This window comes from Pseudomonas sp. B1(2018) (assembly GCF_003097365.1).
GTDB lineage: Bacteria > Pseudomonadota > Gammaproteobacteria > Pseudomonadales > Pseudomonadaceae > Aquipseudomonas > Aquipseudomonas laurylsulfatiphila.
Genome location: NZ_PYUK01000008.1, coordinates 1 through 13,132 on the forward strand (window position 1 = coordinate 1; position 13,132 = coordinate 13,132).

Consider the following 13,132-nt stretch of genomic DNA (forward strand, 5'->3'; position numbering starts at 1 on the left):
CCGGCTTCAGCGCGGCCACCTGGGCGGTGGTCAAGGCCACTACCTGGGCAGTGGTCAGGGCAGCGGCCTGCGCGGTAGTCAGGGCCGCGACGCCGGCGGTGGTCAATGCGGCGATGTCAGCGGTTTCGATGGCCGCCACTTGCGTGGTGGTCAGCGCAGCCACTTGCGCGGTGGTCAGGGCCGCCACCTGGGCAGTGGTCAACGCCACCACCTGAGCGGTGGTGAGGGCCGCCACGTCAGCGGTTTCCAGGGCGCTGATCTGGGTCGCCTTCAGGGCAGCCACCTGGGCGGTGGTCAACGCAGCCACCTGTGCGGTGGTCAGGGCCACGACGCTGGCGGTGGTCAACGCACCGATATCGGCAGTTTCGATGGCCGCCACTTGCGTGGTGGTCAATGCTGCCACTTGGGCCGGTTTCAGCGCGGCGACTTGGGCCGTGGTCAGTGCCACCACCTGGGCGGTAGTGAGGGCCGCCACGTCAGCGGTTTCCATGGCCGCGATCTGGGCCGTGGTCAGCGCGGCGACTTGGGCCGTGGTCAGCGCCGCCACCTGGGCGGTGGTCAGGGCCACGACGCTGGCGGTGGTCAGCGCGGCGACATCGACGGTCTGCATGGCCGCCACTTGCGTGGTGGTCAGGGCAGCCACTTGGGCCGGTTTCAGCGCGGCCACCTGGGCCGTGGTCAGGGCCACTACCTGGGCGGTGGTCAGGGCAGCAGTCTGCGCGGTGGTCAGGGCCGCGACGCTGGCCGCTGGCAAGGCAGCAATGTCAGCGGTTTCGATGGCCGCCACTTGCGTGGTGGTCAATGCAGCCACTTGCGCGGTGGTCAGCGCAGCCACTTGGGCGGTGCTCAGGGCCACCACTTGAGCCGTGGTCAAGGCGGCCACGTCGGCGGTTTCCAGGGCCGCGACCTGGGTCGACTTGAGTGCCGCGACCTGCGCCGTGGTCAGTGCAGCGACCTGGGCGGTGGTCAGGGCCACGACGCCGGCGGTGGTCAGCGCCGCGATGTCAGCGGTTTCAATGGCCGCCACTTGCGTGGTAGTCAGGGCCGCCACCTGGGCGGTGGTCAACGCTGCGACTTGTGCCGTGGTCAGTGCCACTACCTGAGCGGTAGTGAGCGCCGCCACGTCAGCGGTTTCCATGGCCGCGACTTGGGCCGGGGTCAGCGCGGCGACTTGTGCCGTGGTCAGCGCCGCCACCTGGGCAGTGGTCAGGGCCACGATGCTGGCGGTGGTCAGCGCGGCGACATCGGCGGCTTGCATGGCCGCCACTTGCGTGGTGGTCAGGGCAGCCACTTGCGCCGGTTTCAGCGCGGCCACCTGGGCCGTGGTCAGGGCCACTACCTGGGCGGTGGTCAGGGCAGCGGTCTGCGCGGTGGTCAGGGCCGCGACGCTGGTCGCTGGCAAGGCAGCGATGTCAGCGGTTTCGATGGCCGCCACCTGCGTGGTGGTCAATGCCGCCACTTGCGTCGTGGTCAGCGCAGCGACTTGTGCCGTGGTCAGTGCCACCACTTGGGCGGTGGTCAGGGCCGCCACGTCAGCGGTTTCCAGGGCGCTGATCTGGGTCGCCTTCAGGGCCGCCACCTGCGCCGTGGTCAACGCCGCCACCTGGGCGGTGGTCAGGGCCACGACGCTGGCAGTGGTCAGCGCGCCGATATCGGCAGTTTCGATGGCCGCCACTTGCGTGGTGGTCAGCGCAGCCACTTGGGCCGGTTTCAGCGCGGCGACTTGGGCCGTGGTCAGCGCCACCACCTGGGCGGTGGTCAGGGCAGCGGCCTGCGCGGTAGTCAGGGCCGCGATGCTGGCGGTGGTCAATGCGGCGATGTCAGCGGTTTCGATGGCCGCCACTTGCGTGGTGGTCAATGCAGCCACTTGGGCGGTAGTCAGCGCGGCGACTTGTGCCGTGGTCAAGGCCACCACTTGGGCGGTGGTCAGCGCGGCAACATCGACAGTCTGCAGAGCGCTGATCTGGGGCGCCTTCAGGGCTGCCACCTGGGCCGTGGTCAGTGCAGCGACCTGGGCGGTGGTCAAGGCCACGACGCTGGCGGTGGTCAATGCGGCGATATCAGCGGTTTCAATGGCCGCCACTTGCGTGGTGGTCAGCGCAGCCACCTGGGCGGTGGTCAGCGCAGCCACTTGTGCCGTGGTCAGTGCCACTACCTGGGCGGTAGTGAGTGCCGCCACGTCAGCGGTTTCCATGGCCGCGACCTGGGCCGGGGTCAGCGCGGCGACTTGTGCCGTGGTCAGCGCAGCCACCTGGGCGGTGGTCAGGGCCACGATGCCGGCGGTGGTCAGTGCGGCGACATCGGCGGTCTGCATGGCTGCCACTTGCGTGGTGGTCAGGGCAGCCACTTGCGCCGGTTTCAGCGCAGCCACCTGGGCCGTGGTCAGGGCCACTACCTGGGCGGTGGTCAGGGCAGCGGTCTGCGCGGTGGTCAGGGCTGCAATGCTGGTCGCTGGCAAGGCGGCGATGTCAGCGGTTTCGATGGCCGCCACCTGCGTGGTGGTCAATGCCGCCACTTGCGCGGTGGTCAGCGCAGCCACCTGAGCGGTGCTCAGGGCCACCACTTGAGCCGTGGTCAAGGCGGCCACGTCGGCGGTTTCCAGGGCAGCGACCTGGGTCGACTTCAGTGCCGCGACCTGCGCCGTGGTCAGTGCAGCGACCTGGGCGGTGGTCAGGGCCGCAACGCTGGCGGTGGACAGCGCGGTGATGTCAGCGGTTTCGATGGCCGCCACTTGTGTGGTGGTCAGCGCAGCGACTTGCGTGGTTTTCAGCCCGGCCATCTGAGCGGAGGTCAAGGCCACGACCTGTGCGGTAGTCAGTGCGGCGGTCTGGGCCGTGGTCAGGCTGACGAGCGAGGCGACAGGCAGCACAGCAATATCCGCTGTTTCGAAGGCAGCGACTTGCGTTGTTGTCAGCGCAGCGATCTGCGTGGTTTTCAGTGCGGTGACCTGAGCGGTGGTCAGGGCTACCACTTGCGCTGTCGTCAGTGCCGGTACCTGCACGGTCGTAAACGCGGCAATGTTGGGCGCGGTGATGACTGCGATCTGCGCAACGGTCATCTGGGCGATCTGAGCGGTGCTCAAGGCAACAATGTCCTGGGTCGCAAGCCCGGCAATGGTGGTTGTACTCAAGGCAGCGACTTGCGCTGGGGTCAACGAAGAAATGAAGCTCATGGACGCATCCTATATAGGGGTCATTTACGGCGCTGCCAGCGTTGTCGCCGTAGCCTTGGGCGAAAATTTGGTAGCCCTCGTGTCATTAGCGACACATTCGGTAAAAACATTAAGAATCTTTTTTGATGGCTTTTTGCCTTTTATAAAATTTTAGTTATAAAAAAACTTGGCTTTATAGGCTTAGATAGTAAAGCGCCAATATCATATAGCCACTACTCGTGGATTACGCCACTCCTTGCGAGCGACCAAGCGGCACGCCATTGTGCTGCCATGACCTTGACCCTTGCCCAACACTTCCCCTAGTGTGCGCGGGCGTCCGTTGGCAGGCATTGGTCAGCGGAACATGCCCCCATTTCCCCTTTTGCCATCCGGCAAGGGCCTTGATCGAGTAACTGATTGTGAAAACCTTCCTCCATGTAGGTTGCGGTCCAAAGAGCAAGAACAGCACGACCAAGGGCTTCGCCTCAGAGCAGTGGCAGGAGCTGCGCTTCGATATCGATGAGAGTGTCAACCCGGACATCGTCGGCACCATGACCGACATGTCCCAGGTCAAGGACGCTTCGGTGGATGCGCTGTTCTCCAGCCACAACATCGAGCATCTCTATCCCCATGAAGTGCCGGTAGCCCTGGCGGAGTTCAAGCGCGTCCTCAAGCCTGGCGGCTTCGTGATCATCACCTGCCCGGACCTGCAATCGGTGTGCGCCCTGGTGGCCGAAGACAAACTGACCGATGAGGCCTACCTTTCGCCGGCGGGCCCGATCGCGCCCATCGACATCCTCTACGGCCATCGCCCGGCCATGGCCAACGGCAACGTGTTCATGGCGCACCGTTGCGGTTTCACCAAGAAAGTCCTGACCGGCTCCCTGCAAGCGGCCGGCTTCGACATGGTCCTGCCGATCCAGCGTGCCCATCCGGCCTATGACCTGTGGGCGGTGGCGGCACTTGCGCCGATCTCCGAGCAAGAAGTAGTGGCGATCGCCAACCAGCATTTCCCTGCCTGACCCCTGCTGAACCACGGGCCTGGCATGCCGGGCCCGCCTCGTCTCAGAGCTCCGGCAGCCTGCGCCCCTCCCCCCCCATCAGCGGCCATGCTGACTTTGTCGGCAATCAGGTGTTGCTGCCTGCCACCCAGGTTGTACGTATTCGACTTCATTCCCGAGCCGCGTGATGGATCTGTATCTACAATCACAAGCGGATAAACATCGCCCTTGGTGGCATCCCCCCAAAAAAGAAACCGCATGTAACTGTAAACAGGGTTCCGGAAAAAATGAGTGAACTGATCGAGCCCGACGCAGCAAGGCATGTCGCTCAACAACGCCAGCGTGCTGGCCATCTGGCCCAGGCCGTACGCAAAGAATTGCAAAAAGCCGTGATTGGCCAGGACAGCGTGATCGACGACGTGCTGACCGCGCTGATCGCTGGCGGCCACGTATTGCTCGAAGGCGTGCCGGGGCTGGGCAAGACCCTGTTGGTACGCGCCCTCGCCCGCTGCTTCGGCGGTGAGTTCGCGCGCATCCAGTTCACTCCGGACCTGATGCCCAGCGACGTCACCGGGCACGCGGTGTATGACTTGCAGACCGAGCAATTCAAGCTGCGCAAGGGGCCGCTGTTCACCAACCTGCTACTGGCGGACGAGATCAACCGCGCCCCGGCGAAAACCCAGGCGGCGCTGCTCGAAGCCATGCAGGAACGGCAAGTCACCCTCGAAGGCCAGCCATTGCCGATCGCGCAACCCTTCATGGTGCTTGCCACGCAAAACCCGATCGAACAGGAAGGCACTTACCCGCTGCCGGAAGCCGAACTGGATCGCTTCATGCTCAAAGTGCGCATGGATTATCCGGACGCCGAGCAAGAACTGAACATGGTCCGTCAGGTCAGCCGCTCGACCCGGGCCGACATGCTCGATGTCCAACCCATGCGCACCTTGTTGCAGGCCAGGGATGTGCTGGCCCTGCAACGCATTTCCAGCGACCTGGCGCTGGACGATCAGGTGCTCGATTACGCCGTGCGCCTGGCCCGCTCCACCCGCAGCTGGCCAGGCCTGACCCTCGGCGCCGGCCCGCGCGCGTCCATCGCGCTGGTGCGGTGTGCCCGTGCCCGTGCGCTGCTGCGCGGCGGGGAGTTCGTGATTCCGGACGACATCAAGGGTTGCGCCCTGGCCGTGTTGCGTCATCGTGTGCGCATCGCACCGGAGCTGGACATCGAAGGGCTGGATGTCGATCAGGTGCTCCGGCAGATGCTTGACCAAGTACCGGCGCCGCGGCAGTGAAACCGTGCTGAAACGAAAAGATCGCAGCCTTCGGCAGCTCCTACAGGTGCGCACGATCGATGTAGGAGCTGCCGCAGGCTGCGATCTTTTATGCACACGACACGGTGCTCAATCATGAGCCCCGTCAAACGAAAAGATCGCAGCCTTCGGCAGCGCCTACAGGTGCACACGATCGATGTAGGCGCTGCCGCAGGCTGCGATCTTTTATGCACACGACACGGTGCTCAATCATGAGCCCCGTCAAACGAAAAGATCGCAGCCTTCGGCAGCTCCTACAGGTGAACACGATCGATGTAGGAGCTGCCGCAGGCTGCGATCTTTCAGGTGCCCAATCATGAAACCCTCGCGCCTGCTATTGATCTGGTTAACCTCGCTACTGGCCATCGGCATCGTGCTCGGCAGTCTGCAGGCACTGGAGCTGGCGATGCCAACGAGTGTCACGCAGATCAATTGGGGACTGCTGTTGGCATTGCTGCTCCTGGCCCTGCTCGATGCCTTTCGGCTGAAGCGACTACCCTCGCCCCGGCTGAGCCGTGAGATACCCGGTAGTCTGGCCCTCGGTCGCTGGAGCGATGTACAACTGATCCTTGAGCACGACTTTTCACAACCTCTGAGCGTACAGATCTTCGACCATGTCCCCTCGGGCCTGGACTTCGAACACCTGCCGTTGACTGTCCAACTGCAACCGGGCCAGCACAGCCGAATCGACTACCGGCTACGTCCGCTCAAACGCGGGTACTTCAGTTTTGAGCACTGCGACATCAACCTGCCGAGCCCATTGGGTTTGTGGTCCGACAAACGCATTCTCGATGTCGCGGACCACACCCGCGTCTATCCCGACTTCGCCCGCCTCTATGGCGGCCAGTTACTGGCTGTGGATAACTGGCTCAGCCAGCTCGGCGTACGTCAACGCCAGCGTCGTGGCCTGGGTCTGGAGTTTCATCAGCTACGGGAATTTCGCGAAGGCGACAGCCTGCGCCAGATCGACTGGAAAGCCACCGCCCGCCAGCGCTCGCCCATTGCCCGGGAGTATCAGGACGAACGCGACCAGCAGATCATCTTCATGCTCGACTGCGGCCGGCACATGCGCAGCCAGGACGGCGAGCTGTCGCACTTCGACCATGCACTCAATGCCTGCTTGCTGCTCAGCTACGTCGCGCTACGCCAGGGCGACGCGGTGGGCCTGAGTACCTTTGCCAGCGAGCAGCCGCGCTACCTTGCGCCGGTAAAAGGCACCAGCCACCTGAACACACTGCTCAATAGCGTCTATGACTTGAACAGCAGCCAACGCAGCGCCGACTACCAAGCCGCTGCTACGCAACTGCTGGCACGACAAAAACGCCGGGCGCTGGTGGTGCTGGTGACCAACCTGCGCGAAGAGGACGACGATGAGTTGCTCCCGGCGGTCAAGCGCCTGAGCCAGCAGCACCAGGTGCTGGTCGCGAGCCTGCGCGAGGACGTGCTCGACACCCTGCGTCAGTCACCGGTACAGACCTTGCCCGAGGCGCTGGCCTATTGCGGGACCGTGGACTACCTCAATGCACGCGCCGAACTCCATGAGCGCTTGAACGCTCATGGAGTTCTGGTGATGGATGCGCTACCCGGCAATTTGGGGGCGGCGTTGGTGACGCGGTATCTGGGCTGGAAAAGAGCTTGAGTTTGAGCCCGAGTCATCTCAAGCCGAAGCCGGCAACGACTGAAAACTGAAGTACTGCTTCAACGCCTTCACCAATTGCCCATACTCCGGCGGTGCCCGTTGCAGGCTGAAACCGGCGTCGTAATGTTGGGGGGTCGCGTCTTCGTGGCACCACAGGCAACAGGCCTGCAGGTCGATGATCCGCTGGCCGCCTTCGGTGGCTGGAATTTTCAGGCGCAGGTTGAAGTCCGCGCCGATCATCATCGGCAACTGGCTGATCAGCATCAGCCCGTCTTCGGAGACATTGCCCAGGTAGCCGATGGGTTTGCCGGTGATGCCGTTGAACACTTTCAGGAAATACGGCAGTTGATGCCGCTCGATTCGGCGGTCGGTGAACATGTGCGTTTTCGCTATGCAAGGCTCTTAAGCAGAGCCGCACTACTGCTTCGGAACGGGCGCGCATTGAGTAGTGGCCCGCTCTCCCCGTTCCCGGTGCGCCAGTCCTTGCGGCGCTGAGTCCTGCTTATGCCGGTCACAGGTGTTGCCCCGGTTCAGAGACAAGGCTCTAAAACCGGTTCATTGGACTATAGCTCACCGCCGCCGGGGAGCCAGCGATGGACTGCTCGCCGGCCATCAGAACTGCGTCGGTTTTACCGCTGTGGCACTGCGCAGCGGGTAGTGGCCCAAGCTCTGCAAGGTTTCCAGGCGGGCGCGGGCGCGGTAGGCGTATTCGCTTTGCGGATAGGCGGCGATAATGAACTGGTAGGTCTGGGCCGCGTCGATAAACATCTTCTGCCGCTCCAGGCACTGGCCGCGCATCATCGACACTTCCGGCCACACGTAAGGCCGCGCGCGGCTGTCGCGTTCGACCTTGGACAGTTCGAGCATCACCTGCTCGCAATTGCCCCGGTCATAGGCGCTGTAGGCATTGTTCAAGTGATGGTTCATTGCCCAACGGGTGCAGCCCGTGGCACTGAGGGCGCCGACGGCAAGGGCAGCAATGAGTACGAATCGCATGGGGATCTCCTGTCTTGAACGCTGTATCGACCCGTGGGCGGAAATCTTCAGGCTGCCTGGCGCAAAGTTGTCAGGTTCAATAAAGAAAGAAAAAAGTAGTGCATACGAACAATGACTACACCTTCGGAGCATAGTAGCCTCACTCAGCGCTTGAACTCAGGAGTCTTTGCATGTCCGTCCGTCGTACCAAAATCGTCGCCACCCTTGGCCCGGCCAGTAACTCGCCGGAAGTTCTCGAACAGCTGATTCTGGCTGGCCTGGACGTCGCCCGCCTGAACTTCTCCCACGGCACCCCCGACGAGCACAAGGCTCGCGCGAAGCTGGTGCGTGACCTGGCCGCCAAGCACGGCCGCTTCGTTGCCCTGCTGGGTGACCTGCAAGGCCCGAAAATCCGTATCGCCAAATTCGCCAACAAGAAGATCGAGCTGAAGATCGGTGATCAATTCACCTTCTCCACCAGCCATCCCCTGACCGAAGGCAACCAGCAAGTGGTCGGCATCGACTACCCGGACCTGGTCAAGGACTGCGGCGTAGGTGACGAGCTGCTGCTCGACGACGGTCGCGTGGTGATGCGCGTCGATACCGCCACCGCCACCGAACTGAACTGCACCGTGACCATCGGCGGCCCGCTGTCCGACCACAAAGGCATCAACCGTCGCGGTGGCGGCCTGACCGCTCCGGCCCTGACTGAAAAAGACAAGGCCGACATCAAGCTCGCTGCGGAAATGGAAGTCGACTACCTCGCGGTGTCCTTCCCTCGTGACGCCGCCGACATGGAATACGCCCGTCAACTGCGCGACGAAGCCGGCGGCACGGCCTGGCTGGTGGCAAAGATCGAACGCGCCGAAGCCGTGGCCGATGACGAAACCCTCGACGGCCTGATCAAGGCATCCGACGCGGTGATGGTTGCCCGTGGTGACCTGGGTGTGGAAATCGGCGACGCCGAACTGGTGGGCATCCAGAAGAAGATCATTCTGCACGCACGCCGCCACAACAAGGCAGTGATCGTCGCGACCCAGATGATGGAGTCGATGATCCAGAACCCGATGCCGACCCGCGCCGAAGTGTCCGACGTGGCCAACGCCGTGCTCGACTACACCGACGCCGTGATGCTCTCGGCCGAAAGTGCCGCAGGCCTGTACCCGCTGGAAGCCGTTCAGGCCATGGCGCGTATCTGTGTCGGTGCCGAAAAGCACCCGACCAGCAAGACCTCCAGCCACCGCATCGGCAAGGAGTTCCAGCGCTGTGACGAGAGCATTGCGCTGGCGACCATGTACACCGCCAACCACTTCCCGGGCGTGAAGGCGATCATCGCCCTGACCGAAAGTGGCTACACCCCGCTGATCATGTCGCGTATCCGTTCCTCGGTGCCGATCTACGCGTTCACCCCGCACCGCGAAGCCCAGGCTCGCGCGGCGATGTTCCGTGGCGTGTACACCATCCCGTTCGACCCGGCTTCGCTGGCGCCGAACGAAGTCAGCCAGAAGGCGATCGACGAGCTGGTCAAGCGCGGCGTAGTACAGAAAGGCGACTGGGTCATCCTGACCAAGGGTGACAGCTACCACACCACCGGCGGCACCAACGGCATGAAGATCCTGCACGTTGGCGATCCAATGGTCTGAGTGACCGGTTGCTGAAAAACAAAAGCCCCGCCATGTGAATGGCGGGGCTTTTTTTATGTTTTGAAAATCAAAAGATCGCAGCCTGCGGCAGCTCCTACATGGAATGCGTACCCCTGTAGGAGCTGCCGCAGGCTGCGATCTTTTCGAATTCAATGCCGCTTGATGAACCCGGTCAACGCCGCCAAGGCTTCCGGCGAACGCAACCGCTGGGTGAACAATGCACCCTCCTCTTCGATCACCTTGCGCAACAGCTCCCGATCCGGCGCTTTCATCAGTTGCTTGCTGATCCGCACCGCTTCCGGCGGCAACGACTCAAAGCGCAACGCCATCTCCCGTGCCTTGGCCAAGGCCTCTTCGCCACTGCCCAAGGCCTCATTGGCAATACCCCAGGCAGCCGCCTGTTCACCGCTGAAACCTTCACCCAGCAGCAACAACTCCGCCGCTTTGGCCTGCCCGAGCAAGCGCGGCAGGATCAGGCTGGAACCGAACTCAGGGCATAACCCGAGATTGACGAACGGCATGCGCAGGCGCGCATCGCGGCTGACGTAGACCAGATCGCAGTGCAGCAGCATCGTCGTACCAATGCCCACCGCCGCCCCGGCCACGGCGGCGACCACTGGTTTGCGGCACTCGAGCAGGTTGAGCATGAACTGGAACACCGGGCTGTCGAGGCTGGTCGGCGGTTGCTGGATGAAATCGGCGATGTCATTGCCGGCGGTGAAGCATTCGGCAGAACCACTGATCAGTACGGCATTGATCTCGGGGTCGCTGTCGGCCCGTTTCAACGCCTCGGCCAGTTGGCTGTACATGGCGCGGGTCAGGGCGTTTTTCTTGTCTGGGCGATTCAGGCGCAGGGTCGACAGGCCGCGTTCGCGTTCAACTTGGATGGCATCGGTCATGGCAGGTCTCAGCGGTGCGAAGTCAGAAGATTTCATTGTGGCGAGCGAGCTTGCTCGCGCCGGGCTGCGCAGCAGCCCCAAAAACCTGTGAGCGCTGCGCACTCAAACGCGAGCAAGCTCGCTCGCCACAACAGCGGATTCAGCGCTCAACCACGGGGCAGGAAGACATCGGCCAGCAGTTGATTGCGCGGCAGTCCCGCCAGGTACAGGCGCCGGGCAAAGGCATCGACACTGTCGGGGGCTCCGCAGAGTAAGGCCAGGGTTTGCCGGGAAACAAGCCGCAGTTGCGCCAAAGCCGCTGGCAACTCGGCCGGGGTCCAGAGTTCGACACTCAGGTTCGGACGGCTGGCGACCATGGCCTGCAGAGGCTTGGCCAGGTAGTGCTCATGGGCATCATGGGCCAGGTGGATGACACGAATGGCGCCCTGGTGATCCTGGCGCAGCGCTTCGCGCAACACACCAAAAAGTGGCCCCAATCCGGTGCCGGCCGCCATCAACCACAACGGCCGGGTGTGCCAGTCCGGATCATAATGCAAGGCACCGCTGCGCAATTCACCGAGACGAATCGGATCGCCGATGCGCATTAGCCGGGCGGCATCGCTGAATTCCCCGGGCTGGCGGCAATCGAGATGAAACTCGAGAAAACGGTCTTCCTGCGGCAGGCTGGCGAGGGAATACGGCCGTGCCACATTACCCGCCCACAACACCAGGTGCTGGCCGGCGCTGTAGCGCAACGGTCGCTGCGCGATCACCCGCAAGCGCAGCACCGTGGTGCTCAGCCAATCGACGGCAGCGACCTCGGCCGGTTGACCATCGACTTGCGGGTCGAAAGCATGCACCTGCAAGTCCTCGACCACCTGGCACTGGCACGCCAGGCGCCAACCCTGTTCTCGCTGCTGCGCACTCAGGGCATCGGGGCGGCTGTCGCTCGGCAGGCCCCGTACACACTGCACCAGGCACGCATGGCAACTGCCGGCGCGGCAACTGTAAGGCACCGGTACGCCGTTCTGATTCAGCGCGTCGAGCAGATTGCTGCCCGCCGCTACCGACCAGTGGCGCTCGCCAACCCGCAGCTCAGGCATCGACGTTCTCCCACGCCGCCGCGCATCGGTTACGGCCGTCACGCTTGGCCCGATAGAGCGCCTGATCGGCCCGTTGCAGCGCGTCATCGAGGTCGTCGCCCAACTCCAACAGGGTCATGCCGGCGGACAGGCTGAGGTTGCGCACATTCAGACCGATCAACTCGACATCGGTGAAGGCGATGCGCAGCCGTTCGCAGCACGAAGTCAGACTGTCGGCATCGCAATCGGGCAGCAGTACCACGAATTCTTCGCCGCCGTAGCGAGCCAGAACATCGCTGTCACGCAGGCATGCGGTGGCAACGCCGGCAAAGGCCTGCAGCACCTGATCACCGGCGGCATGCCCGTGCAGATCGTTGATGCGTTTGAAATGGTCGAGGTCGATCAGCGCCAGGCCATGCACGACACCGGCTTCCATGGCGTTTAGCTCGCGGGAAGCCAGGCGCAGGAAATGCCGGCGATTGAACAGGCCTGTGAGCTCGTCGGTGGCCACCAGGTCTTCGAGCTGGCGCATCATCCCGCGCAAGGTGTCCTGGTGCGCCTGCAAGGCAAAACGCCGCTGACGCATGCGTTGTCGCGAAGCCTGGACGTAGCGGGCATACAACACCAGCCACACCAGCACGATGAACAGCACGCAGACCTGCAACACTGCCATGGCCGGGTCGGGCAACTGGAAGTGGTAGCCCTCCCACAGGGTGATCGCACTAAAGCTGAAGAACACCAGCAAGGCGCATCGCACAAAGGACCGGCGCGACAGATGGAACAGGCCGAACAACAGGATAAGGACGTAAAACACCAGGAACGCACCCCGGGCTTCGTCCAGATGGGCGATCAGCCAGGTTTGCCAGCCCAGCCCCAGCAATACTTGCGCCTCGGTCAGGCTGGGGTCGGCGAAACGCAGGTTGCAGCCGCTGTAGAACACCGCGAACAGGACGGCCTGGCTGGTCACGACCAGTGCGCTGCCGATGGCGACACTGGCCAGCGGCGCGTCGTAGTGACCGGTAAAAAACGCCAGCCACAGCAACAGCAATGCCAGGGCATAGGTGCCGGCCGCGAGGGCGAAACGTTTGAGCAACAGGCGCTGGATGGCGTTATGGGTCAATCGTTGACTCACCAAATGAAAGGAGACTGACAGAGCGTCCTACTCTACAGACCGTATGTCACTTTAGTGGCGTGACCGATAAATGACCATTCAATTTTCGGGATGACCCGATTCCCCTGTAGGAGCTGCCGCCGGCTGCGATATTTTGATCTTGCTTTTAAAAGATCGCAGCCTGCGGCAGCTCCTACAGGGACCGGGTGCGACAATGAGACCAAGGTTTGACCACCGGCGGGTGTTTACGGAACCGAGGCGCGGTATACTGCCGCGCCTTTTTAGCGTCGCGCCAGCATGCCCGGCGTGCCTTGTGACCTTGAGGGTCAGCTTCAAGCCTCAAGC

General features: G+C 63.0%; 10 protein-coding genes. 4 read left to right on the forward strand and 6 right to left on the reverse strand.

Annotated elements, in window-relative coordinates:
* The coding region (locus C9422_RS14105) for a hypothetical protein (protein ID WP_371924752.1) at positions 1 to 3,172 on the reverse strand (3,172 nt) is incomplete at its 3' end.
* A 398-nt stretch (positions 3,173 to 3,570) separates the two neighbouring features.
* Between C9422_RS14105 and C9422_RS14110 the strand changes: the two genes are divergently transcribed.
* The 3 genes from C9422_RS14110 (at position 3,571) to C9422_RS14120 (ending at position 7,098) form a co-directional block, all read left to right on the forward strand.
* Positions 3,571 to 4,173, forward strand: coding sequence for a methyltransferase domain-containing protein (locus tag C9422_RS14110; protein ID WP_007978448.1), 603 nt, complete (start codon positions 3,571 to 3,573; stop codon positions 4,171 to 4,173).
* 266 nt (positions 4,174 to 4,439) lie between these two features.
* On the forward strand, positions 4,440 to 5,441 hold the full coding sequence (locus C9422_RS14115) for a MoxR family ATPase (RefSeq protein WP_116581073.1): 1,002 nt from the start codon (positions 4,440 to 4,442) through the stop codon (positions 5,439 to 5,441).
* Between the two features lie 334 nt (positions 5,442 to 5,775).
* Positions 5,776 to 7,098: a DUF58 domain-containing protein gene (locus C9422_RS14120; protein ID WP_116581074.1), complete on the forward strand. Its 1,323-nt coding sequence runs from the start codon at positions 5,776 to 5,778 to the stop codon at positions 7,096 to 7,098.
* A gap of 18 nt (positions 7,099 to 7,116) precedes the next feature.
* Here the strand turns inward: C9422_RS14120 and C9422_RS14125 are convergent, their stop codons facing one another.
* Together C9422_RS14125 and C9422_RS14130 are read right to left on the reverse strand one after the other, a co-directional pair.
* Complete coding sequence (locus tag C9422_RS14125; RefSeq protein ID WP_007978460.1) at positions 7,117 to 7,476, reverse strand: PilZ domain-containing protein; 360 nt, start codon at positions 7,474 to 7,476, stop codon at positions 7,117 to 7,119.
* Between the two features lie 234 nt (positions 7,477 to 7,710).
* Positions 7,711 to 8,094 (reverse strand): tol-pal system YbgF family protein, encoded by a 384-nt coding sequence (locus tag C9422_RS14130; protein ID WP_116581075.1) that lies wholly within the window; start codon positions 8,092 to 8,094, stop codon positions 7,711 to 7,713.
* 170 nt (positions 8,095 to 8,264) lie between these two features.
* On the opposite strand from C9422_RS14130, the gene pyk reads away from it, so the two are divergent.
* The gene (gene pyk, locus C9422_RS14135; RefSeq protein WP_007978464.1) at positions 8,265 to 9,716 is read left to right on the forward strand and encodes a pyruvate kinase; all 1,452 of its coding nucleotides are present in this window, start codon (positions 8,265 to 8,267) and stop codon (positions 9,714 to 9,716) included.
* Between the two features lie 149 nt (positions 9,717 to 9,865).
* Here pyk and C9422_RS14140 read toward each other — a convergent pair whose 3' ends face one another.
* The 3 genes from C9422_RS14140 to C9422_RS14150 form a co-directional block, all read right to left on the reverse strand.
* Positions 9,866 to 10,615 (reverse strand): enoyl-CoA hydratase-related protein, encoded by a 750-nt coding sequence (locus C9422_RS14140; RefSeq protein WP_116581076.1) that lies wholly within the window; start codon positions 10,613 to 10,615, stop codon positions 9,866 to 9,868.
* Between the two features lie 146 nt (positions 10,616 to 10,761).
* Positions 10,762 to 11,697: an iron-sulfur-binding ferredoxin reductase gene (locus C9422_RS14145; RefSeq protein ID WP_116581077.1), complete on the reverse strand. Its 936-nt coding sequence runs from the start codon at positions 11,695 to 11,697 to the stop codon at positions 10,762 to 10,764.
* On the reverse strand, positions 11,690 to 12,796 hold the full coding sequence (locus tag C9422_RS14150; RefSeq protein WP_116581078.1) for a GGDEF domain-containing protein: 1,107 nt from the start codon (positions 12,794 to 12,796) through the stop codon (positions 11,690 to 11,692). Before C9422_RS14150 ends, C9422_RS14145 begins: the two co-directional genes overlap by 8 nt.
* Positions 12,797 to 13,132 lie beyond the last annotated feature (336 nt).

Coding starts and splice junctions, on each gene's coding strand:
- C9422_RS14115 (WP_116581073.1), top strand. CDS start 4,440: ATGAGTGAACTGATCGAGCCCGACGCAGCAAGGCATGTCGCTCAACAA.
- C9422_RS14120 (WP_116581074.1), top strand. CDS start 5,776: ATGAAACCCTCGCGCCTGCTATTGATCTGGTTAACCTCGCTACTGGCC.
- C9422_RS14125 (WP_007978460.1), bottom strand. CDS start 7,476: ATGTTCACCGACCGCCGAATCGAGCGGCATCAACTGCCGTATTTCCTG.
- C9422_RS14130 (WP_116581075.1), bottom strand. CDS start 8,094: ATGCGATTCGTACTCATTGCTGCCCTTGCCGTCGGCGCCCTCAGTGCC.
- pyk (WP_007978464.1), top strand. CDS start 8,265: ATGTCCGTCCGTCGTACCAAAATCGTCGCCACCCTTGGCCCGGCCAGT.
- C9422_RS14140 (WP_116581076.1), bottom strand. CDS start 10,615: ATGACCGATGCCATCCAAGTTGAACGCGAACGCGGCCTGTCGACCCTG.
- C9422_RS14145 (WP_116581077.1), bottom strand. CDS start 11,697: ATGCCTGAGCTGCGGGTTGGCGAGCGCCACTGGTCGGTAGCGGCGGGC.